The sequence below is a fragment of the Pseudomonas lactis genome (genome assembly GCF_001439845.1).
In the GTDB taxonomy this organism is placed as follows: Bacteria; Pseudomonadota; Gammaproteobacteria; order Pseudomonadales; family Pseudomonadaceae; genus Aquipseudomonas; species Aquipseudomonas lactis.
This window is the reverse complement of the sequence record NZ_JYLO01000004.1, coordinates 222,943-244,773: the sequence shown is the minus strand read 5'-3', so window position 1 is coordinate 244,773 and position 21,831 is coordinate 222,943. Positions and strand designations below refer to the sequence as shown.

The following is a 21,831-nucleotide window of genomic DNA, read 5'->3' as shown; positions in this document are numbered from 1 at the left end:
AAGTAGATCGGCGAAGTTGCCCGCATGATGGCGGCAAACCAAGCGCCAGGCAGAGAACCTAAAAATAATGAACCCTGCCCGCACCCGCGCACCAAAAGTTACATAACCTGGAGGTGCATCATGCAAACCACTTACTTCTGGATAGGCCTGGCAGTGATCCTCGTACTGCTCGATGCGTGGATCATCAACAGCATCTGGCGCAGCGATAACGCCTCGGCAAGCAAGGCAGGCTGGAGTGCGGTAGTCGTGGTACTGCCGTTCCTGGGCGCCGCGATATGGGCGATTGCCGGCCCACGGGGTGTCACCAAGGGACCGTCTTCTCCCGAGCACAGCAAGGGTTGAGTCCGGGCCCGGCTATGAACAACCCAGACCCTGACGACTTACACAGCCGCAATTATCCGGTGCAGGAAAACATGGCCTTGCAGCGCAAGGTCTGGCGCTTTGAGCGGGTGGGGTGGTATGCGCTGCTGGTGTTGATCGGGCTGAGCCTGGCGGGCCTGTTTTCCAGCGGGCCACTGAGCACCCGTGAGGTGCGCAGTGCCGATGGGCAGTTGCGCGTGGAGTACCAACGCTTTTTACGCAATGGCGCTTCCGATGGGCTGGTGATTCATGTGCTAGGTAAGGCCCAAGAGCCCCTGGAGATTGAGTTGAGCGGTGAGCTGCTGCGCGGTTTCAATATCGAGATGCTGCAGCCTCAGCCGCTCAAGGCCAGGGCGGCCGGGGAGGGTGTGAGCGTCTGGATGCTGAGTGACAGCGCCGGCCAGGCCGTGTTGTACCTGACCTTGCGCAGCGACACGATGGGCAGTGTGGAGACCCAGGTGTCGCGACCAGAAACGGGCGCGTCCGTGCGCTTTTCTCAGTTCATCTACCCTTGAACGCCTGCCCCACGCCTAGGGGCGGGAGCGGCACAGTTTTTCGATCAAGGTGATGAGCGAATCATGGCCAACGGGTTTGCTGACATGCGCATTAAAGCCCGATTCAGTCGCCTTTTTCTGGTCATTGCCAGCGCCATAGCCCGTTAAGGCGATGGCGGGAGCCTGTCGAAGGTGGCCTACTTTACGCAGCTTCTGCATCAGCTCATGGCCATTCATTTTCGGCATGCCGATGTCCGAAATAATCACGTCGTAATGGGCATCCCGGGCTGTTTCAAGCGCGCTCAAAGGGTCGCTGAAGGCGCTCACTTGGGCGCCTTCCATTTCCAGCAGCATGTTCAGCACCTCAAGGACTTCGGCTGAATCATCGACCAGTAGAACCTTGAGGCCATTGAGGCGCTGATCTTCGTTCTGGGTAGCGCCGCTATCGAGCAGATGATCCTGCTGTACGCACAGAGGCAGCCAGATCGAGAAGGTGCAACCGAAGCCCAACCCTCGCGACTGCACACTCACCGAACCACCATGGGCCTCCACCAACTGCCGTACCAGCGACAAGCCAATGCCCAGGCCTTCACGCTGATGGGTCTGATGCTGATTTTCCGCTTGCCCGAACAGGTCGAAGATTTTCTCCAGGCTGTCTGCGGCCAGGCCTGCGCCGCTGTCGATGACGTCCAGTTGCGCGCGCCCGTCCGTTCGGCTGACCACCAACTGCACCTGGCCGTCCTCGGGGGTGAATTTCAGGGCGTTGTTGACCAGGTTCCAGATCACTTGCTCGATGCGCGTCGGGTCTACGTCAACGATCAACGGGCCCGGCACCGAAGGTGTCTGAAGGCTGACCTGGCGACGATGACCGTCGGCAAGCACCACGCTATGAATGTCCTTGAGGGTGCGAATCAGGTCGATCGGTTGCTTTTTCAGCTTCAGCTTGCCCGTGCGAACCCGGGCGACGTCCAGCAGGTCGTCAATGATCCGCGCCTGGCTGGACACCGCTTCGCAGATGGTATTGACCGCCTTGATGGCCGGGCCCGCAACCTTGGTGGCGGGCAAGCGCCGCAACAGTTCGGCGTTCAGCTGGATCAGGTTCAACGGATGCTTGAGTTCGTGGGACATCACCGCGAAGAACTCATCCTTGAGGTGGCTGTTGGTCTGGGTTTCCTTCAAGCGCTGATTCTGTTCATCTTGCGTGCGCTTGTGGCCGGTAAGGTCGCGGGCAATCTTGACGTAGCCGCGCAAACTGTTGCTCTTGAGCTGGGTGACCTCGCCACTGCAATAGAAGCGGCTGCCGTCCTTGCGCACGTGCCAGCGTTCATCTTCGCCACGCCCATGTTCGCGGGCGGTGCGCAGTTCGCTCTCCGGCACGCCAGCGGAGCGGTCTTCCGGGGAGAAAATCAGGTCGTAATAAGCGCCCAGCACCTCGTCCTTGGTGTAGCCGAAGATCAGTTCGGCACCGGTGTTCCAGTCGGTGATGGCGCCATGATCATCGAGGATGATGATGGCAAAGTCATGGGTGCTCTCGGCGACCAGGCGCATGCGCTCCTCGCCCAGACGCAGTTCCTCTTCGGCCTGGCGCCGCTTGGTGATATCAATGAAGGTCAGCACGGTGCCGTCAATGTGATCTTCGCTGGAGCGGTACGGCAGTAACCGCGCAATGTACCAGCGGTCGTCGTTGCTGCTGATTTCCCGCTCGATCATGCTCAGCGACTCAAACACGGTGGTGGCGTCTTCGGTCATTTGCGGGTAATCGAGGCGGTGGGTGATGTCCAGCAGCGAACGCCCGGTGTCCACGGGCAGCATGCTAAAAATATCCGTGGCCCGCGGTGTGAACCAGCGAATGCGCATGTTGCGGTCGACGAAGACCGTGGCAATGTCGGTGGACGCGATCAGGTTGGTCAGGTAATCGTTGACCTTGTCCGTCTCTTCCACCTTGGTCTTGAGCTCGAAATTGACGGTCAGCAATTCTTCGTTGATCGACTGCAACTCTTCCTTGCTGGTTTCCAGCTCCTCGGTGGCCGAGCGCAGTTCTTCGTTGACCGCCTGCATTTCTTCGTTGGAGGCCTTGAGTTCCTCGCTGGAGACTTCCGCCTGTTCGATGGTGTCCTGCAGGTGCAACTTGGTGCGTTGCAGCTCGCGCTCCAGGTTGCTCATGATCGCGTTTTCGGCCTGGCTGACGGCGTCGATGTCGGGCAGCAACGGGTCGACGGCGGTTTCCTGGAAGATCACCAGCACGTAGTCGTTTTCGGTCGCTTCATCGCGGTAGGGGCGGGCGCTGATGTCCACCAGGAAGGGGCCTTGCTCGCGTTGGATGCGGATCTTGCGCGAAGACACCGGGTTATTCGATTGCTGGACCTGGAACAGCGTGGTGCGAATATCCAGGCGCAAATCGGGGTGCACCAGCGTCAGCAGGTTGTGCGTCACCTCGCCGGCCACGTAGCGCAGGAATCGCCCGGCGCCTTCGCTCATGTGCAGGATATCGGCCTGCATATTCACGATGACGCTGGGCGGCGCGGCTTTTTCCAGGGCGCGCAGGTGGATATCCGCGAACGAGACCTTGTTGGGCGCCTTGGTTTCAATCGTCAGTGTCGTGGTGCTCGGGCGCAGATAGCCGCCTCGCGGCATGGTCGGGGCGCGGCGTACCGCTGAAGAGCCGGCGCGCACACGAAAAATGCGGTTGCGTTTGTCTACCGGTACAAACAGGTCCAGGCAGCCGTCGGCCGACTCCGAAGAGCCAAGGAACAGGTAACCACCGGGGCGCAACGCGAAGTGGAACATTTGCAGGATGTCGCGTTGCACTTCGCGGTCCAGGTAGATCAACAGGTTTCGGCACACAATCAGGTCGATCTGCGAGAACGGTGGGTCGGCCAGCAGGCTGTGTTTGGCGAACAGCACCTTCTCGCGAATTTCCTTGCGCACCCGGTAGTGCTGGTTCTTCTCTTTGGCAAAGTACTGGCGCAACCGTTGGGGCGGTACGTCGGTGATGATCGCTTCGGGGTACACGCCGTTGCGGCCATGGGTAATGGCCCGCTCATCAATATCGGTGGCAAACACCTGCATCTTTGCGCCGCTGGCATCCAGCGCCAGTTGCTCGGCCACCAGCATCGCCAGGCTGTAAGCCTCCTCGCCGGTTGAGCAACCCGCCGACCAGATACGCACCTCCTCACGGTGCGGCACGCTGTCTTCCAGTGACTTCACCAGGTTGGGGATCACGTCTCGCTCAAGCGCTTCGAAGGCCTCGCGGTCGCGGAAGAAGTTGGTCACGCCAATCAGCATGTCGCCCAGCAACGCCTTGGTTTCGTCCGGGTTGGCCTGAAGGAAGTTGTAATAGGTGGCCAGGTCGGGTTGAGCCGTGACCTGCAAGCGCCGCTCGATACGACGCAACACCGTGGCGCGTTTGTAATGCTTGAAGTCATGCCCGGTACTGGCGCGCAGTTGGATCAGAATATCCAGCAACAGTTGTTCGGCCACGGCGGCATCGCGTTCGGAGCTGGGTGGGGTGGTCTTGATCTCCGGGTCGTTGGCGGTGGGCAGCACAATCGACTGGGCATTGCGCCACAGTTCCAGCAGCTTCTGCGGCATTTCCACCACAGGCAGCACCAGGTCGACCATCTGGGTTTCGATGGCCGCCAGCGGCATGCCATCGTACTCGGCGTCTTCCGGGGCTTGCACCAGGGTGATGCCGCCTTGCTCTTTGATCCGTGACAGCCCCACCGCGCCGTCTGAGCCGGTACCGGACAGGATCAGGCAAAACGCGCGTTCTTTATGGGTGTCTGCCAGGTCGCGAAAAAACAGGTCGATGGCAATGTGCGTCCCGTCTTCACGTACGGCAGGCGAGACCGCGAGGTAGCCATCGTTCATCTTCAACAGCTGCGCCGGTGAGATGACGTACACGTGGTTCTTTTCGATGGGCGTGGCGTCATTGACCTGCGACACCGGCATGCGGGTCGTCTCCTGAATGATCTTGTCCGCCACGCTTTGATGGTCGGGCGAAAGATGCAGGATCACCACGAAGGCCATGCCGCAGTCTTTGGGCATGTGCTCAAAAAACGCTTTCACGGCTTGCAACCCGCCCGCTGACGCACCGATACCCACCACCGGGAAACTCAGGTTACTGGGGGTCAGATCTTTGCGTTGCGGTACGTTGGGGGACCGCGGGGGGGCAGACTTCATAAATACCAACCTTGGTTAACGGCGCACAGGAAGACGGGGTGTAGAGGGAAGAACTTGAACAACGAGGGCGAGGGCTGAACCGACGATGAAATATAGCTGAAAACCTGCTGCCAACAAAAATGCCTTGAGGCCACCCGGTCATTCGACGGACCACTACGCCCCGGTTGAGACGCGCAACCGTCGGAAGGTTTAATCAAACTGACGAGTGGCCACCGTGGGTGCACGGTTATCCGATTTTCTGAAAAACCGTCTGAACTTCGCTTGCTGGCAAACCCTCGCAAAGAGAAACCCACCCAGGAGAAGCTCTGATGAATAGCTATCCAAAACCACCGTTCCAACCCCAGCAACAGTCCGTACCCGGTGAGCAGCGCAAGATGGACCCGATGCCCGATTGCGGTGAGCAGTCGTACCAAGGCTCGGGCCGGCTCGCCAATAAAATCGCCTTGGTCACCGGAGCCGACAGCGGCATCGGGCGGGCGGTGGCCATTGCCTTCGCACGTGAAGGCGCGGACGTGGCAGTGTCGTACCTGGATGAACATGAAGACGCCAAGGAAACCGCACGCTGGGTCGAGGCGGCGGGTCGTCAATGCCTGTTACTGCCCGGCGACCTGGGCGATGCGGCGCAGTGCACGGCCATCGTCAACGACACCGTGGAGAAGTTCGGCCGCATCGATGTGCTGGTCAACAACGCAGCGTTCCAGATGACCTATCAGTCTCTGGAAGACATCCCCGATGAGGACTGGGTGAAAACCTTTAACGTCAACATCACCGCGATGTTCCGCATCTGCAAGGCCGCGCTGCCTCACATGGCCGAGGGCAGTTCGATCATCAATACCAGCTCGGTCAACTCCGACATGCCCAACCCCAGCCTGTTGCCCTATGCGGCCACCAAAGGCGCGATTGCCAACTTCACCGCCGGCCTGGCGCAGATGCTCGGCGAGCGCGGGATTCGCGTCAACAGCGTGGCACCCGGGCCCATCTGGACACCGTTGATCGTCTCGACAATGACGGAGGATATGGTGAAAAACTTTGGTGGCAACACCCCACTGGGACGTCCCGGCCAGCCAGTGGAAGTGGCGCCGATCTATGTGCTGCTGGCGTCGGATGAGGGTAGTTACATCTCCGGCGAACGCTACGGTGTGACGGGTGGCAAGCCGATACTTTGATCAGTGATTGAGGAGGGCGGTATGAGCGAAGCCTCGAAGCACCACGAACCGAATCATTCCGAGCGCAAGGTGCGCCCGTCGGCAGCGAAGCGAAACGATAAATCGCAGGCTCCGGCAGGCGGACAACGCGGGAAGGAGCAAGGCGGTGTTGCTCCCGGCGGGCCTTCGACAGACCCTGAGTCAGGGGCGTGAACGCGAGGGGATATACACTCGGCCTGACATCCTGATGGGTTGTCAGGCCGCTATCGCAGGCAAGCCAGCTCCCACAGGCTGACGTTATTTGCGCTTGGAACGATGAATTCGCATCCACTCCCGATAGGCCACTGTACGCTGCGCATCCGCACGTTTCTTCGCCTCGGTAAAGCGCGCCCACGTCTGCGCATCGCCGCTGTAGGACTCAATGATCTCGTACGCCAACGCATCCAATCGATCCGCTTCAAAAAACATCTCGGCGTTTCGCGCGACCTCATCGTCCCGCCTGTTTGTCGTTGTGTAACCAAGAGTCTGGCTGTTCATCCTCTGAGGCCCTCCGCCCATTGAATCTGTGCCGCGCCACTCCAGCGCACCTGGGTAATGCCGTATTTCTCCGCCATCGGTTTGGACACACGCTTGAACGTGTGTTGCCCGAATTTGGGGATCACCGCCACACCAGCGTCACAACTGGCCCAATGCCAAGCCTCGGCATTGTCCATGCGCGGCGCGCGCACGATGAAGGACTTGGGCTCGCCGTGCAGCTGGTACTCGATAGTGAATAGGTCGTTGTGTTTCATGAGGCCTCCTTGATACTCATGAAGTACAGATATTTGACGTCAAAAAAAATTCAAATAAGTTGTCCGACAATTCGATGACTGGGCGCAGGGCGTGGATGAGGCTTAATCATCTACCGTAAAGGTGACCCATCCAGGCCCATCGGCCGGGCGTTCCAGCTCGGCGATCACCCCGCTGACAGAGGAGCCGTCAGGCAAATTGACGGTAATAAAGTTGGGATTGCCGGGCCAATCCAATGGCGTGTCAAAGTCCAAGCGCGCGATGGTCGGTTTCCCGCTGCTGGCCATTTGGATGCTTTTTGATTCGTTAAGGCGTTCATCTGAGGGTGTTCCAAGATGGCGCGAGGCAGTGATGACACTGGCAGTACCTTGGTAATCGTAAGACATGCTGGGTTACCTCATAAAGGGGAGACAACGAAGATCAAATGTGGGAGCGGGCTTGCTCGCGAAAGCGGTGGATCAGTCACATCAATGTTTAATGGACCGACGCCTTCGCGAGCAAGCCCGCTCCCACAGAGGAGCTGCGCTTGACTGGCTGGCATTCGGGATTTGCCGTGTTCATTTGTGACGAGCTGAATATTTGCGCGCAACGACAACGCCACCCACTAGCAGCGCTGCGCCTATTGCAACAATGCCATAGGGCGTACGGCGGGTTTGCCGCCAGCCGCCTTCGACACGACGTTCGCCGCTTGCCGGGGTGTAGAGGTTGCCCGCAGAGGTCGCGGCGCGCTGGCTGCGCTCCAGGCCGAGGCGGGTGAGCCAACCGGATAACCGGGCAAAGCCGGGCAGCAAAAAATGCGCGACACGGGCCACAGTGGCAGCACTGCCTACTGTGGTGCTGTCCCTCGGTTGCAGCGCACAGGCTACCATCGCTTGCGCGACTTTATGCGGGTCATAGACCGGTGGCGGTGGCGTCAACTCGTGGCCGGTAAAATTGCCGCCATCGCGAAAGCCCGGTGTGTCCATCACGGCGGGATAGATGTCGCACACATGAATATCCGGGTAGTCAGTCAGCTCGCCACGCAGTGCCTCAGTCAGGCCGCGCAGGCCGTATTTACTGGCGGAGTAGGCGACGGCATAGGGCTGGGCTACCCAACTGCCCAGCGACAAGGTGTTGATCAGAATGCCGCGGTGCTGGGCTTTGAAATAGGGCCACACTACGTGGGCGCCGCGCAGGTACCCGAGCAGGTCGGTTTGCAGCACCTGTTCGTGGGCTTCCAGGGGCGTGTCCTCGAAACTGCCGACCGCACCTACTCCGGCGTTGTTGATCCAGATATCGATGCGGCCATTGCCGAAGGCCGCCGCCTGTTCGGCAAGGGCGCGCATCTGGTCGCCCTGGGTCACATCGGTTTTAACGGCGATGGCCTCGGCGCCACGCGCAGCGCATTCCTCGACGACCTCTTCCAAGGCTTTTTCATCTCGGGCCGCCAACACCAAGCGGGTACTTTGCTCGGCAAAGGCGTGAGCAGCCGCGCGGCCAATGCCACTGGAGGCGCCGGTGATCACCACGGTTTTGCCGTGCAGTTTCCCCTTGGCCTGCATGACGCCAGGCGAATCCTCGGGCACGTGGACGGGCACCGGGTGCAGTTGTAGGCGGGCGCCGTCAGTCAGTATCAGGGTCAAGTTTTCGAGGGTGCCAGCGACGCGGTCGGGAAACACCGGTTCGCCTGTGGCATCGAGCTCATCGTAGATAAACGTCTGGCCCTCAAGCCATCCGACTGCCGTCATCAGTTCAGGGCCCAGGTAATATTTTCCGTCCAAGAAAAACCCGCTGAAGTTCGGGGTGCGCTCCAGGTTTTCCACGGCGTATCGCTCGCCAGGCCTCATTCCGGTTGCGGTATCAATCATCATGACATCCTCCTTTGGCTGGTCTTGGGTAGAGAAGGGCCCGCAAATGATCGTTCAATCCAAATGACTGAATGGCGGCGTCAGTGCCGGTGGGCCTTTTGGGTTGGGTCGGCGATCTGGATAACCGTGCCCTGGCGCCACGCGTCTGCACCGGGTGCGATGGGCGGCGCGGGGATATCGGCGCGAGCCTTTTTCTTTTCGGTACTGTCGATGCCCAGGCGTTTATCTCGCTCGGCGACCATACGCGGGTCGGCCTGGCCGTCAGCGGTGAACCCCATCATCAACTGCGGGACACCCAGGGGCAGGCGTTTATCCAGATCGGTATGCCAGGTGTGCCAGGTCTTGCCGTAGGTGTGCACCAGCTTCTCCATCAGTGCATGCTCCGCCACCTCGGGGATTCCCGGAGCCACCAGTTGCCCTGACTTCACTTCATGCACATGGCTATGCCATAGCGCCTTCTCAGGCGCGGGCAGCGTGTTGAATTGCGCCTCGCTGATGATGTACTCCACGCCCATCAACTTGGCATCCTTGCGGTTGCCGTCGTAGATCACGCACTGGATGACCTCCTCGTTGAGGATTGCACAGTAGTGATGGGCTTCCATTTGTACATCGGGATGGCCGTTGTAGAAGTGAAAGCCGTCCAGGTAGGCGTTCAGTGCGTCAATCGGTGGGCGAGATTGCAGCAGGGCGGCGCCGGCTTCCAGCGTTCGGGTCGAGGGCTTCGTGGGTTTTCCGGGGGCCTCGACATTCGAGGGGGAGTTGTTGCCAGCGCAGGCGCTGAGCAGGGCCAGCATCGCTACTGCGGCTAAGAGTTGGGTGGGGTTGTCAGTCATGGTCGGCTGCCTCCTGTTGCCGGTGTGTTCACGCTCGAGGATCAAAGCCAGGTTTAATCCTGTTCTCGTTGGAAAGACGAGCGTGCGGAGCGTTCAAAATGCTTTGAGTTGAACACTCACGCATGTGGCTTGCCGGCGATGACGGCCTCACAGCCGGCCCCTATCTATCTGATGCCCCGCGATCAAACTGTGGGAGCTGGCTTGCCTGCGATGACGGCCTCCCAGCCGGCCCCTATCTACCTGATGCCCCGCGATCAAACTGTGGGAGCTGGCTTGCCTGCGATGACGGCCTCCCAGCCGGCCCCTATCTACCTGATGCCCCACGATCAAATTGTGGGAGCGGGCTTGCTCGCGAAGGCGGCCTGGCAGGCGACAAAGTTGGATTGTGTGCATATCCATTGCTGCGGTAACGGCCACTTAGGGGTCCGCCCTGACGGCGGCTCACTTTCGAAAAGCGCGTAAGTAAGCAAAGCGCTCTTGCCCCACCACTCGGCACCTCGCTTAGGCTCGGTGTGCCCGAACGCAGGCTTGAATCCGTGGGCCGCCGCCACGCGCCATCCATGGCGCGGGGCGGCTAACCCGGCGTCCTGCCGGGTTACCCACGAATTCAAGCCTGCGTTCGGCCAGCGTGGTTTAACGGGGCGCCCAAGATCAAAAGCAGATCAAGATCAAGAGCGGCTCGCTTCGCATCGTGGTTACCATCGATCGCTGCACGCAGACCCATGTAGGCCTCAGATTGGGCCACTAGAAGCACCGGAAGAATCCGCCTCCCGCTCGCTGTCATCAACCGCGTTAGGCTGCCCCAACTTGCTGTATTGCTCGCGCAATTTCTGCAGCTCTCGCGATCCGAGCTTATCCAGGCTCAACGCTGCATTGTGGGCTTCTTTGGTGGCACGAATCAGCTCGTCCAGTTTCAGATGAAGAATATCGTTGTCGCGGTTCTGGGTATTCTGGATCAGGAACACCATCAGGAAGGTGATGATGGTGGTGGAGGTGTTGATGATTAACTGCCAGGTGTCGTTGTATTGAAAATAAGGCCCGGTGAGCGCCCAAACAGCAATCAAGCTGACGGCCGTCAGAAAGGTTTTTGAGCTGCCCGCCTGGTTGGAGAGTTTTTGGCAGAATTTCGCGAACTTCATGGTGCTGTCTCCTGGGGGATGTTCCTCTGTAGACCCCAGCAGATTTTCGAAATTCTTTTTTACAAATCGATTTTTTTTGACAAAAATCAATCAGCAACACCCCTCTGCACAGGAGCGTTCAGCATGTCGGTCGCTGCTTCTATCGTTGAATACCTCAAGCACCATCAATTGGTCATCACGACGGCGGAGTCGTGTACCGCAGGCAAGATCATCACCTTGCTTTCCCAGGTCGACGGCAGCGGTTCATGGATCGAAAGCGGGTACGTGGTGTATTCGCCAGAGGCGAAACAGCGGCTGTTAAACGTACGCCCTTACACCATCGAAACGTTCAACCTCACCAGTTGTGAGGTCGCCCAGGAAATGGCCCAAGGCGCGCTGCGCGACAGCCCCGCCGATGTGGCGGTCGCCACCACTGGCCTGCTGGGGCCGGATGGGATGGACGGCATTCCCCCAGGCACTGTCTGTTTTGCCTGGGCTTATCGAAACGGCGGGGCTCTGAGTGTGTTCAGTCGCAAGGAACGTTTTATGGGCTCTCGTGAGCAGGTGCAGTTGGCCGCGTCTCTTCACGCGTTGAAATGGCTGCCGCATTTTCACCAGCGGGCGTTGGCGGGTGAACGCGCCTAATGCTGCCAAGTGCGCGCGTTTACGGCTGCGGTTCGATGTCCAGCAGCAAGTCGCCGTTGGTCAAGGATTCAGCCGCCTGCACCACGCCACGATAGGCCTGACCGTTCCATTCAAAGCTAATCCTGTGGGCCTTCAGCAATTGCGCGGGCCATGGCGGCGCAAGCCGCAACTGCACACCGGGCGCAGCGCGCACAAGCTGCGCCATGCACTCGCTGGCGAGCGTGTTCACACCGAACAGCGTGTCTTGCAGGTATTCAATGTTGACCGGTTGCAGCGTTGCGTCAGTAGCGTCTGGCATATCTGTTACCCCACCGATGACAGCCAGAAAGACTGCCTGGCTATGACCATTTCTTCACGTATTTCCCGCACAAGCCGGTTGATCCCGGAAACACCGTGGTAGTGGGCGCGGTTGATGTTGGCGATGGTGAATTGGTCCATACCGCGCGCCGTTACGGTGACTGAAAGGCTGCCGTCCGGGTTGAGCGCGCACTTGACCGCGCACTTGGGAAGGCGAGCGGACAGGGCCGTTTCGATTTCGGCTTTCGTTAACGTATCCATGAGTTCACCGCATAAAGGACTCAGCGCGTTAAGGCTAGCTCAGAATCAGTTGGCGTAAATACTGGCAAGGTAATGGCTGTGCGATGCGAGTTTGCTGGATGTGTCTGTCCTCAAGGCGGTGAAATGGTGATGACTGTAGAGCCGGAAAAGCTGCCCGGGGCAACAGTGCCGTGCGTGATCAGGGTTGAAGTAATGTTGACGGGAGTTGGCTCGTCATCGCGCACCGTCTGATAAGTGCCATAGGTGGCGTCCCTGCCATTGACGGTGATCCTGGAATAAAGGCTTCCATCGCTTCTGAGTTTCACGCCAAAGTAGTTTGAGATGCTTGTTGTGATAGTGACGCTGGTCGTCCCCTTACAGTGTACCGTCAGTTGAATCGATGCCGTTGCGCCGTCCAGTTGTGTATCGGCCAGACTCTTGTGATCGATGGTGGTATCGCCGCTGATATCGCATCGCAGAATGGGGGGCATAACGCGTGTGCAAGGGCCGAAAAGGCCGATAACGCCACCTATCGCCGGCCCTATTGTCGATACGCTGAAACTTAGACACATCTCACTGTTGACGTTACTCTGTTTGCTCACCAGAACAGAACCTCTGAACGGTATCGAAAACCCGTAGCGGTTAAGCGTTGTCAACATATCCCCCATTGTGGCTTTGCCTCGTCCGACCGGTACTCTCCATTCATACCTTTCTCCTATTGTCGACGCATTGGCGGGGTTCGGTCGCATTGCCAGTTCGACAACGCAGGTGTCGACTCCATAGTTGTCGCTTCTGCATGGGCTGGGAGTGGTGTCGTATATCGACCAGTTGTCTACGGTGAAGTAATAACGGATGCCGCCTGACTCGTATCGGCTTTCAGTGGAGGTGATAGTTATGGCGCCTGCCTGACCCGTCACGGCGAACAACAGCACGCAAGACACCAGGCAATGGCGCAGGGCGATCAACAAACAGTTCATGGCGATTACTCGTAACTCAAGGCAAAGGTAAGGGATGCATCAAAGGCGCCCAGGCCGAGGGTGCGCTTGGCCAAGGCCTCGGGCTCGCCTTGCAGGTAGGCATTGAAGCTGACCAGGTTGTCGCCGCTGGCAAGCACCTTCATGGGGTGAGTCTTGTTCAGCGGCAAGGCGTCGCCGCTGGTGCTTTCCAGGCCCACCAGCAGGCCGCGGACCGTGGCGCTCTGTAGCATCAACAGCCCGGGCAGCTCGGTACTTTCGGCGCTGCTGCTGAAGGTGATGCTGACCATCCGCTTGCCGACTTCCAGGTCGCAGTTGCGCAGGTGCAAATTGATCGGGCGCCCGCGTGTTCTGCCGTTCAGGTAGAGGTCCTTGTCGATGACTGTAGTGAAGTCCAACTCCACGTTCTCGTCCTCCACCGCCAGCACGCAGGGTTCATCCACCAGGACGCCGGAGAAGTGCAGGTTGTCCTCTGCTGCCTGCGCCGCGGACCACCAAACGGCGGTAGCGACCCAAACGCTGAGGGTCATGGCCCATTTGCTCATAGAGGTTCCTTAGTAGAGTTCGGCCATCAATAACGCCGAAGCGGTGAATTCGATGCTGCGCAACGCCGCGCCGGCGAGTTTCACCGGCACGGCTTCCAGCGTCGGGAGCGCCGCGGTGTTGAAGTCAATGTCCCTGGGTTCGCCGGGAATCAGCGCAGTGCCACCGAGCAATACCTTGATACCCAGGTCAAGCTCCGAGGTCTTCAGGGCGGTAGGATCGAAATGGGCGTACGCCCCTTTGAGGGTCAGGCGCATATGCCAGGTGACAGGCGCGTTGCTGGCACCGGGGCATTCGATCTGGTAAGGAATTGCCTGGCGATAGCGTTCGCCATCAATCCGGCTGATCGCGATATTGCCTTTGAAACGCACCTCCAGCCGTCCGCCCTGATCGCTGACCTGGCACACAGGAGGCGCCAGCAAGGTGCCGGAAAATTGCAGGTTGTCTGCGCCCAGACACGGCAGCGCCAAGGTCGCCACGCACAGGGTTGCCAGCCAACGATCAAACTGTCTCATCGGTAGTCCACCATCAAGGTTGCGCCTGCGCTGAAACTGCCGGCCTTGACTTCACCAGCGTTGCTCTTGACCAGCACGGCCTGCAGCAGCGGCTGCTTGTCGGTATCGAAGTCGCTCCAGGTATTGATCGCCAGCGGCGTGCCGTCTTTCGTGAGGGCGATCCCCAGGTTGTCAAACCCTTGCACCTGCAGTGACGCGGGATCGAACCCTGCGCTGTTACCGCGAACCTGCATCTGTAGCTCACGGGACGCCGACCGCGCGCAATCGAGCGTGTAGTTCAAGGTGATGGTTTTGTAATGACCGTCGATAGCGGCGATCAGCACGTCGCCAAAAGCGGCCGTAATGGGTTTGTTGTCATTGATCACGCAGGGGATCGCGGCATACACGACACCCTTGATCGTCACCACCTTCGGTTCAACGGCCTGTACAGACCCTGCACAGGTGAGCAGCGTGGCCAGAAGAAACCTGCGCATACGCGTCATGCTGCAATCCTCAGTCATACGCCAGGTTCACATTCAGGCTGGCGTGGAAGCTGCCCGGGCGCAAAGGCGCTGCCGTGCGTTGCGGGCGGATGTAATATGTCAGGTGGTTGTCGCCCGGCGAGACGAACCAGGTCGGGGCTTCACGCCCCAGATGCACGTCGTTGCCCTGTACATCGAGCAGGCGCAGACCGAAACCTTCTGCGCCGCTGACCTTGATCAGCTCGGGGCTGTCGGCGTCGGCCACGGAGCTGAAGGTCAGCGTGGCGACGGGTTCGATCGCGCTCCACACCAGCACACCATGAGCTTGGTCCTGTCGACCGCCTTCGCTGCGCACGCACCCCTGTAACTTGAGTTGCAGCGCCAGGGGGGCGCCCTGATCGCCGATGCGTGCCATCCGGGCCGTGCTCAAATCACCCACTTGCAGGATTTGGTAGGCCGAGGCCGGGTCTAGGTAACACGCACTTTCAAGCAAGGTTCCGGCGACCTGGATTTCGGCGGTCTGTGCGAGCCCACCCTCGGCTTGCGCAAGCGTTGAAGCGCTGTACAGCAAGACTCCGAGGCAACTGAGGATTGCAAACTTCATCGTTTCCACTCACGTGAGTACGTCATGGCTTGAGGGTCAGCGTTGACTGGTGACGGGCTTGGCGGTGCAGGTGTCTGCACTGCAGTGAAATTGCAACTGTGGTCGGCCGCCGTAGTCGTTGATGTAGGTCAGCACGGGCTTGTCGCCCAACGCCTTGGCGCTGACGCCCAGGTCGACCTGCGCCTTGGGGGCAATCATCAAAGGCTTGAAGTCGCTAGCGCTGGCCGATTCCAGTGTTTTCGTGGCGTCGATCAGCGTGACGAAGTACGGAGTCGGGTTATTGGCCAGGTAACTGTCGCCCTGGCGGGTCAGGGTCAGCGCTTCCTGCCAGGGCGTCTGGTTTGCTCCGGTTTTTGCGGCAATGGCCGCGGGCCGGTAGAACAGCTTTACGCGGGTTTGCAGGGCGATCTGCAAGGTGTTGGGTTTATCGCTGCGCGGCGGGATTTCGCGCAGGTTGAAATAGAACAGCGATTCGCGATCCTGGGCCAAAAGGCTCAGCTCGGGCAGGCCCTGGATTTTGATCTGGCTGGTGGCGCCGGCTTCCAGACGCTGAATGGGCGGTAATACCACCAACGGGCTGGTGATCTTTTCGGCGTGTTCGTTTTCGATCCAGGCCTGAGCCAGGTAGGGCAGTTGGGCATTCTGGTTACTGATGCCCAGGCTGACCGATTTTTCGCCGCCGGGGAAAATCACGCGGGTGCGATCCAGCGATACAGCGGCCTGGCTCAAGGGCGCCGCGCAGCCGCTCAGCAGGGCGAGCAAGGGCAGGGTGTTGCGTGTTAAACGGGTCATACGTAGGCGTACCTGTGCAATGGGTTAAACGGCGGTTTCGTCCGCTGCGGGGATGGGCTGGCAAAGCAGCTCCAGTGGTTTGTCTGGTGAAACGACCTGCTCGGGGAGGGTGAATGTGCACTGCGCGCGGCCATCCCAATGCAGCGACATGCGTTCACCCGGCTTCATGCCGCTCAAGTAGGTCGAGCCTTCCTCACCCACGATGCCGGTGGCCTGGCCCAGAGGGTTCTGGGCATTCGCGCCAAACGGCGGGGCGCTGCGGTCGGCCATGCGAATCACGACCATGGCCTTGCTGCCGGCGATGACATCGAAGCGGCGATAGCCGATGGCGCCTTCCGTCAGGGTCGCCTGGGTGGTGGACTGGGTGGCTTCGACATCGTCCGGCAGGCTGTCCAGTTCGATGCTTGCGTAGTTGCGGTAGTAGCTGTTGACGTCGGTGATCACCGCCTTGCCAAAGCGGTTGGTACGGGTGGTGCCGCCATTGCCGCGCACCGGTACATCCGCCACTCCCTGGGTATCCACCAGAAGACGAGTGCCGCCCATGACGTTGCTGCGGTGCAAGGCGGCGCCTTCGCCCGTCAACGTCGCACCACCTTGCAACGACAGGCCGGCCGAGGTGTATTGCGCAGCCTGGTAGCTGGCGCTGGCTACTACCTGCGCCTGGTCGCCGTCATGGGCGATAAAACCGCTGGCCGTCTCGCCGCTGGAGGCTTTGCCGGCACTGAGCATGTAGTGGTTACGCTCATCGAGCCGGTCGTAATAACTCACGCTGTGGGTGCTTTCACCACGACTGACGGAGGAGCTGTAGCTGATCGAGCCGGTGCCGTCCCATGGAATACTGACCGACAAGTAGGCACCGTCATCGGATGTGCCGTTGGCCTGGTTCTGGTAGGCTGTCAATGACAGGCTGAGGTTTTTCAAACGGCCCACATCGAAGTAGCGGGACAGCGACAGGCTGTAGCGATCGCTGGCGCGGCTGTTCCAGTAGGTCTGGTGGTTGTAGTTGAAGTAGACGCTGAGGTCGGATCCGCGAAACTGTTTGCTCAGGCTTGCGGTATACAATTCCTTGCTCTGGTTCAGCGGCAGGGCACCACGCCGGGTTTCGATGAATTCGTTCATGCTCATGTAGTTCTTCTCGGAGAAGCGATAGCCGGCGAATGTCACCTGGCTGTCGTACTCGTCGAAGCGCTTGGAGTAACTGGCACGGTAGGATTTGCCGCTCAACGTGTCCTGGCCCGGCAATGTGGCCCTGGACTGGGTGACGTCCACTGACAGCGCACCGAATTGCATCAGATCGCGGCCTACGCCGACGGCCAGGGAGCCATAATCCTTGGCACCCAGCCCCCCGCCATACAGTGACCAGCCATTGCTCACGCCCCAGGAAAACTCACCGGTGGCGAAGGCCGGGCCATTGCGCTGGTGGTCCCAGTCCGAAGGTTTGCCGACGGCCAGCTTGTAGCGCACCGTACCGGGACGAGTCAGGTAGGGAATGCTTGCGGTGTCGACCTGAAATTCCTGAACACTGCCATCCTGTTCTTCGACGCGCACGTCCAGCTGGCCACTGACCGCGTTGTTGAGGTCCTGGATACGGAAAGCGCCCTGGGGCACCTGGGTGTCGTAGAGCACGCGGCCCTGTTGGCGAATCACCACCCGTGCGTTGCTGCGCGCTACGCCAGTGACTTCGGGAGCGTAACCCCTGAGGTTGGGTGGCAGCATATTGTCGTTGCTGCTCAGGTTGGCGCCGGTATAGCGAAAACTGCCGAACAGGTTCGAATCCAGATAGTCCTCGCCCAGTATCAGGTTTGAACGCAACGAGGGCACCGCTCGCAGCGCATACAGGCGGCTCCAGGCAAACTGTTGTTGGGAGGGTTGGTCGCCACTGCGTTGCAGCTGGGTTTGCCAGTCGCCGCGCAGGCGCCAGGCACCCAGGTTGATCCCTGCGGTACCGTTGCCGCTTAGGTTGTCAGTACGCCCTTGGCCACGCTGACGCTGGGTGGTCTGGGCGTTGAAGTTGTAATCCAGCAATACCCCCGAAACGCCTTCGTCCCAGCGCGAAGGTGGGTCCCAGTTGGGTGCTGTGTATTCCAGTTGATCCTGGGGAATACTCAAGTACAGGCCGGAACTGCTCAGGTCAGCACGCGCCTGCATACCGGCTACACTGTTGAGATCCAGGCAAGCGCCGTCGTGCCACCAGGTCAGGGCGTCGAGCACGGGTTGTTTCAAGCCCAACTGCTTGACCAGCGCTGGCGACAGGCAGGCCAGGCTGCTCTTGGCATCGTTCGGCGCCGGCATGAATGCAATGGGAAATTCCACCAACGTATCGCGATTGACGTGTACCAGCAGGTTGTACTCGCCAGGCATGATGAAATTGGCCGAGGCAAATACGCCCAGGTCCAGGTTCTGGCGATCCTTGAGGTCCAGTACATCCGTATTGAATTGGAATTCTTCGGCCGCACTTGCCCACGCCGCAGCGCAGCACAATGCAGTGGCAGCCAGTACCTTTGCGTGATCCACGTGACTAAATCCTTGAGCGACACGGCGTAATGCGTGTCTGCAGTTCAGAAGTGCTGAATGCTCAGCTTGATCGTGGCGTGATAGTCGCCCGCTTCCAGTGTCTGTCCGCTTCCGACAAGAGTCAGTGAGTAGCTCAGCACCAGCAGGTCGCTGGAGACGAGGCTGTGCTCAAGTAACATGCCGGGGGACACTAACCTGCCTTGTGTGTCCTTTATCTGTAGTGCAACGCCATGGGCGCTGCCTTGCATGCCGAAATATTGGCCTTGACCCTCTCCTTCGAAGGTCAGCTTGAAGCGCTTTGAACTATCGGAATTGCGCTGCGTTGTTGAACTTATGCAATTGCCGATATAGAGGCTCAGGGATTGTTGGGCCGCAGGGCTCCTGTCTATCAATCGATTGAGCGCCGTGGGTTTAAAGTTGACCGTCTGACTGTCGCTGCCCATATATAAAGTGCAGGCGCTGTCAACAATGCTGCCCGTCAATTGCACCCGGCCCTTGAGTGCACTGTTGGCCGCAGGTTCGGTAGCACAGGCGGGCTGTCCCAAGGCATAAAGCATCACCCACACAGCGGTTGAGCGCGTCATCCAAACCTCCGCAAGCAACCCCGGCGTACGCCGGGGTGCCTGAGTGACGATGCCTGTTATTGGTAATCGAGGGTGAAGTTGGCGAAGGTCTCGAAGCTGCCTGGAACAACCGTTGCTGCAACCGCTTCGCCGCCGCCTGCAGGGGTGCTCATGTCACCTTGCAGATAAGCATTGAACAGCAGGTAGTTATTGCCATCGGCCAATGTCTGAGCGGGCGACTCGCTGCCCAGATCAAGCAATTCGCCGGTGTGGTCGGCGATGGCCAGGCTGGCGCCTTTAGCGCTGCCTTTAAGGGCGAGCAACTTGGGGTTGGCGGCAGGCGAACCGGTGAACTTGGCGGTCGCGGACTTCAGCGTGCCCATGTCGCAGCCCAGCAGCTCAATCTTGAAGGGGGTCAGTTGGGATTTGCCGCCGTTTCTCAGTGCGACGTTGGCAATCTGATCCATCTCGACCGTTTGGTACTGCGAATTTTGGGCAATAGAGCAGGGGGCGTCGATAATCGAGCCTTTGAAGGTGATGGTGCCGTGCCCCTTGTCTGCCGCCATACTCACAGCTGAAGTCGCTGCAAGGGTGATTGCCATGATTGCACCAGCCAACGTACTAACTTTCATTTTCTTACTCCTGGTTAGGTGTTGAAATCCGGGAAGTGGATTCAACGCAACTCTCTGTAAAGCTCTGGCATCTGTGTGCCGTTGAGCTGGAGCGAGTCTAGGAGTGAGAGGGTTAAAAGTGAGTGGGACGTTGCCTATGTACCCATCAGACGTTTCCTACGTTGGTGGTGTGTATCAGGAGGTCAAGGCATTGCGCTTGGCAAATTCAGCCAGGTCTACCAGGGAACTGGCACCCAGCTTTTGCAGCAAGCGGGTTTTATAAGTGCTGATGGTTTTGTTGCTCAGGAACAGCATGTCGCTGATCTGTTTATTTGAATAACCCTGCGCCAGGTATTGCAGTACCGTGACTTCCCGATCAGTCAATGAGTGTATCTGCTCACGTTCAGTCAATTGCTCTGCCGAGTTCACGCTGTCATAAGTCAGTGCCGGGAAAAAGTTATAACCGGCATCAACCGCCTTGATGGCTGTCACCAAGCTGGACAGATCTTCTTCCTTATTGACGAAACCGCGAGCGCCCAGCTGGATGCAGCGACGGCAGGCTGAGTCGGCCGGCTGAGATGTCAGTATCAATATCTCACTGCGTACGTTGAGCGCCTTGATGCGAGTAATCACGCTGAAACCATCAAGGTTAGGGATACCAATATCAAGAATTACCACTTGAGGCGTGAGTTCCCGAACCAGTCGGACGGCATCGAGCCCATTATCTGCTTCTCCTACCACGCGCATCCCATGCTTTTCCAACACTACTTTTACGGCAAGCCGAATTACCGGATGATCGTCGACTACAAGGACACTGTGCATAGTTTAAATTGACCTTCAGCGCGCATTATGACGAGGCAATATAAGCGGATTAATAAGGGTTAATACTATTTACAGGATAGAGCAGGACTGTCTAACCGGATAGCGCGGCTTCAGAAATTTCTCTTTTGATGTAGGAAATTTCTCATGGATGCGTCAGCGAGGCTTTCGCACACTGGGCCTCCCTCTTGTGTGTAGAACTGTGATGCAAGATTTGATTGTGCTGGTGCTGGAGGACGAGCCCTTCCAGCGCCTGGTGACTGTGACTGCCTTGGAAAAAAACCTGGCCATGCCGGTTCTTCAAGCGGCGGATGGCGCCGAAGCCGTGGCTATCCTGGCTGCCAGCACTCATGTGGATATTCTTCTTTGCGATCTGAAAATGTCAGGAATGGATGGGCTGGCCTTCCTGCGTCATGCCAGCAACAGCGCAAAGGTACGTGCAGTTGTGTTGTGCAGCGAGCTTGACGCGGTACTGCGCCAGACCGCGATATCAATGATTCATTGTCTGGGCCTGACTTTGCTTGGCGACTTGGGCAAACCCTTCAACCTGGTGGACTTCAGTCAGCTGGTAAAACGCTACCGTGCGCTGGGCAACGTTGCGCCCAGGCCGTTGGAATCCACGGAGTTAGCGAGTTTTGCCGATATACAGCGTGCCCTCAACAACGGCGAGTTTGAGGCCTATTACCAGCCAAAAGTGACGCTGGAGGGCCAGAAATTAGTCGGCGCGGAAGTGCTGGCACGCTGGGCGCATCCTCAGTGGGGCGTATTGGCTCCCGCACATTTTTTGCCGGTAATGGAAACGCATGGCTTGATCGAACAGATGTTCTGGCACCTGTTCGAACAAGGTCTCTCGCTGCGTCAGCGCTTGGCATCGCAGGGCGTGGCGATTGAATTGGCGTTCAACCTGCATCCTGCGCAGCTGGCGTGCCGCAAGTTGACCGAAAAAATTACCGAGTTACTCAAGCGATATCAGGTAGCTGCGCCCAGTGTGATGTTTGAGATCACCGAGTCCGGCTTGATCCGTGTACCCGCCAGCAGCCTGGAAAACCTGGCGCGCCTGCGTATGCTCGGATGTGGCCTGGCGATGGATGATTTCGGCGCCGGCTATTCGTCACTGGCGCGGCTCAGTGATCTGCCATTCAATCAAATCAAGCTCGATCGCGCTTTTGTGCTTCAGATGCAACATCGGCCTCGAAACGCTGCGATCATCAGTTGCGCGGTCGCCCTGGCAAAGGCGCTGGATATGTCGCTGGTCATCGAAGGGGTCGAAACCGCTGAGCAACAGGCGTGCCTGATCGAGTTGGGAGCCAGCGTGGCACAAGGCTTTCTGTTTGCTCGACCGATGCCCGAGCGTCATTTCATCACATACTGCGTGCACCAGGTCGCTTCTGAGAGATCGACCTTGGCGGATGGCTGAAGGAACGCATCCGCTTTGAACTATCATTGTGCCCACTCTCTTCGCTAGACATCCCTAGTGCGTGTGCA

The 21,831-nt window shown here is 58.9% G+C and carries 24 protein-coding genes; 5 read left to right on the top strand and 19 right to left on the bottom strand.

The features are described from left to right. Positions 1–120: 120 nt before the first annotated feature. The gene (locus TX24_RS08130; RefSeq protein WP_003190416.1) at positions 121–342 is read left to right on the top strand and encodes a PLDc N-terminal domain-containing protein; all 222 of its coding nucleotides are present in this window, start codon (positions 121–123) and stop codon (positions 340–342) included. Between the two features lie 14 nt (positions 343–356). Next, positions 357–875 (top strand): hypothetical protein, encoded by a 519-nt coding sequence (locus TX24_RS08125; RefSeq protein WP_034135304.1) that lies wholly within the window; start codon positions 357–359, stop codon positions 873–875. 15 nt (positions 876–890) lie between these two features. Here the strand turns inward: TX24_RS08125 and TX24_RS08120 are convergent, their stop codons facing one another. Further along, positions 891–5,036, bottom strand: coding sequence for a CheR family methyltransferase (locus tag TX24_RS08120; protein ID WP_034135305.1), 4,146 nt, complete (start codon positions 5,034–5,036; stop codon positions 891–893). Positions 5,037–5,344: 308 nt separating this feature from the next. Between TX24_RS08120 and TX24_RS08115 the strand changes: the two genes are divergently transcribed. Next, positions 5,345–6,202, top strand: a complete 858-nt coding sequence (locus TX24_RS08115) for an SDR family oxidoreductase (RefSeq protein ID WP_034135306.1) — start codon at positions 5,345–5,347, stop codon at positions 6,200–6,202. A gap of 276 nt (positions 6,203–6,478) precedes the next feature. On the opposite strand, the gene TX24_RS08110 is transcribed toward TX24_RS08115, so the two are convergent. From TX24_RS08110 to TX24_RS08080, 6 genes are all read right to left on the bottom strand, one after another. Further along, positions 6,479–6,718 (bottom strand): hypothetical protein, encoded by a 240-nt coding sequence (locus TX24_RS08110; RefSeq protein WP_032892362.1) that lies wholly within the window; start codon positions 6,716–6,718, stop codon positions 6,479–6,481. After that, positions 6,715–6,972 (bottom strand): DUF6555 family protein, encoded by a 258-nt coding sequence (locus TX24_RS08105; protein WP_003190423.1) that lies wholly within the window; start codon positions 6,970–6,972, stop codon positions 6,715–6,717. Before TX24_RS08105 ends, TX24_RS08110 begins: the two co-directional genes overlap by 4 nt. A gap of 102 nt (positions 6,973–7,074) precedes the next feature. Next, positions 7,075–7,356 carry a hypothetical protein gene (locus TX24_RS08100; protein ID WP_032900539.1) on the bottom strand — a complete coding sequence of 94 codons (282 nt, stop codon included), beginning with the start codon at positions 7,354–7,356 and terminating at the stop codon, positions 7,075–7,077. 171 nt (positions 7,357–7,527) lie between these two features. Next, entirely contained in the window at positions 7,528–8,817 is a 1,290-nt protein-coding gene (locus tag TX24_RS08095) for an SDR family oxidoreductase (RefSeq protein WP_057710185.1), read from the bottom strand. A gap of 80 nt (positions 8,818–8,897) precedes the next feature. Then, positions 8,898–9,650, bottom strand: coding sequence for an OBAP family protein (locus TX24_RS08090; protein ID WP_057710103.1), 753 nt, complete (start codon positions 9,648–9,650; stop codon positions 8,898–8,900). Between the two features lie 731 nt (positions 9,651–10,381). Continuing rightward, entirely contained in the window at positions 10,382–10,789 is a 408-nt protein-coding gene (locus TX24_RS08080) for a low affinity iron permease family protein (RefSeq protein ID WP_057710102.1), read from the bottom strand. Positions 10,790–10,912: 123 nt separating this feature from the next. Between TX24_RS08080 and TX24_RS08075 the strand changes: the two genes are divergently transcribed. Further along, positions 10,913–11,413, top strand: a complete 501-nt coding sequence (locus TX24_RS08075; protein ID WP_034127098.1) for a CinA family protein — start codon at positions 10,913–10,915, stop codon at positions 11,411–11,413. Between the two features lie 19 nt (positions 11,414–11,432). Here the strand turns inward: TX24_RS08075 and TX24_RS08070 are convergent, their stop codons facing one another. The 12 genes from TX24_RS08070 to TX24_RS08015 all read right to left on the bottom strand — a co-directional run bounded on the left by TX24_RS08070 (position 11,433) and on the right by TX24_RS08015 (position 20,349). Then, the gene (locus TX24_RS08070; RefSeq protein WP_057710101.1) at positions 11,433–11,711 is read right to left on the bottom strand and encodes a hypothetical protein; all 279 of its coding nucleotides are present in this window, start codon (positions 11,709–11,711) and stop codon (positions 11,433–11,435) included. Between the two features lie 5 nt (positions 11,712–11,716). Next, positions 11,717–11,971, bottom strand: a complete 255-nt coding sequence (locus TX24_RS08065) for a hypothetical protein (RefSeq protein ID WP_034135309.1) — start codon at positions 11,969–11,971, stop codon at positions 11,717–11,719. Between the two features lie 110 nt (positions 11,972–12,081). Next, on the bottom strand, positions 12,082–12,927 hold the full coding sequence (locus tag TX24_RS08060) for an MrpH family fimbial adhesin (RefSeq protein WP_057710100.1): 846 nt from the start codon (positions 12,925–12,927) through the stop codon (positions 12,082–12,084). 5 nt (positions 12,928–12,932) lie between these two features. Then, entirely contained in the window at positions 12,933–13,469 is a 537-nt protein-coding gene (locus TX24_RS08055; RefSeq protein ID WP_057710099.1) for a fimbrial protein, read from the bottom strand. Between the two features lie 9 nt (positions 13,470–13,478). After that, positions 13,479–13,982, bottom strand: coding sequence for a fimbrial protein (locus TX24_RS08050; RefSeq protein ID WP_057710098.1), 504 nt, complete (start codon positions 13,980–13,982; stop codon positions 13,479–13,481). Continuing rightward, positions 13,979–14,464, bottom strand: coding sequence for a fimbrial protein (locus tag TX24_RS08045; protein WP_057710097.1), 486 nt, complete (start codon positions 14,462–14,464; stop codon positions 13,979–13,981). Before TX24_RS08045 ends, TX24_RS08050 begins: the two co-directional genes overlap by 4 nt. 10 nt (positions 14,465–14,474) lie before the next feature. Continuing rightward, entirely contained in the window at positions 14,475–15,047 is a 573-nt protein-coding gene (locus tag TX24_RS08040; protein WP_057710096.1) for a fimbrial protein, read from the bottom strand. 36 nt (positions 15,048–15,083) lie between these two features. Further along, complete coding sequence (locus TX24_RS08035) at positions 15,084–15,839, bottom strand: fimbria/pilus periplasmic chaperone (RefSeq protein WP_057710095.1); 756 nt, start codon at positions 15,837–15,839, stop codon at positions 15,084–15,086. 24 nt (positions 15,840–15,863) lie between these two features. Beyond that, positions 15,864–18,353, bottom strand: a complete 2,490-nt coding sequence (locus TX24_RS08030) for an outer membrane usher protein (protein ID WP_057710094.1) — start codon at positions 18,351–18,353, stop codon at positions 15,864–15,866. Positions 18,354–18,397: 44 nt separating this feature from the next. Then, positions 18,398–18,937 carry a fimbrial protein gene (locus TX24_RS08025; protein WP_057710093.1) on the bottom strand — a complete coding sequence of 180 codons (540 nt, stop codon included), beginning with the start codon at positions 18,935–18,937 and terminating at the stop codon, positions 18,398–18,400. Positions 18,938–18,993: 56 nt separating this feature from the next. Continuing rightward, the gene (locus tag TX24_RS08020) at positions 18,994–19,548 is read right to left on the bottom strand and encodes a fimbrial protein (protein ID WP_082628774.1); all 555 of its coding nucleotides are present in this window, start codon (positions 19,546–19,548) and stop codon (positions 18,994–18,996) included. Between the two features lie 174 nt (positions 19,549–19,722). Continuing rightward, on the bottom strand, positions 19,723–20,349 hold the full coding sequence (locus tag TX24_RS08015) for a response regulator transcription factor (protein WP_057710092.1): 627 nt from the start codon (positions 20,347–20,349) through the stop codon (positions 19,723–19,725). 202 nt (positions 20,350–20,551) lie between these two features. Between TX24_RS08015 and TX24_RS08010 the strand changes: the two genes are divergently transcribed. Beyond that, on the top strand, positions 20,552–21,763 hold the full coding sequence (locus TX24_RS08010; protein ID WP_057710091.1) for an EAL domain-containing response regulator: 1,212 nt from the start codon (positions 20,552–20,554) through the stop codon (positions 21,761–21,763). Positions 21,764–21,831: the final 68 nt, after the last annotated feature.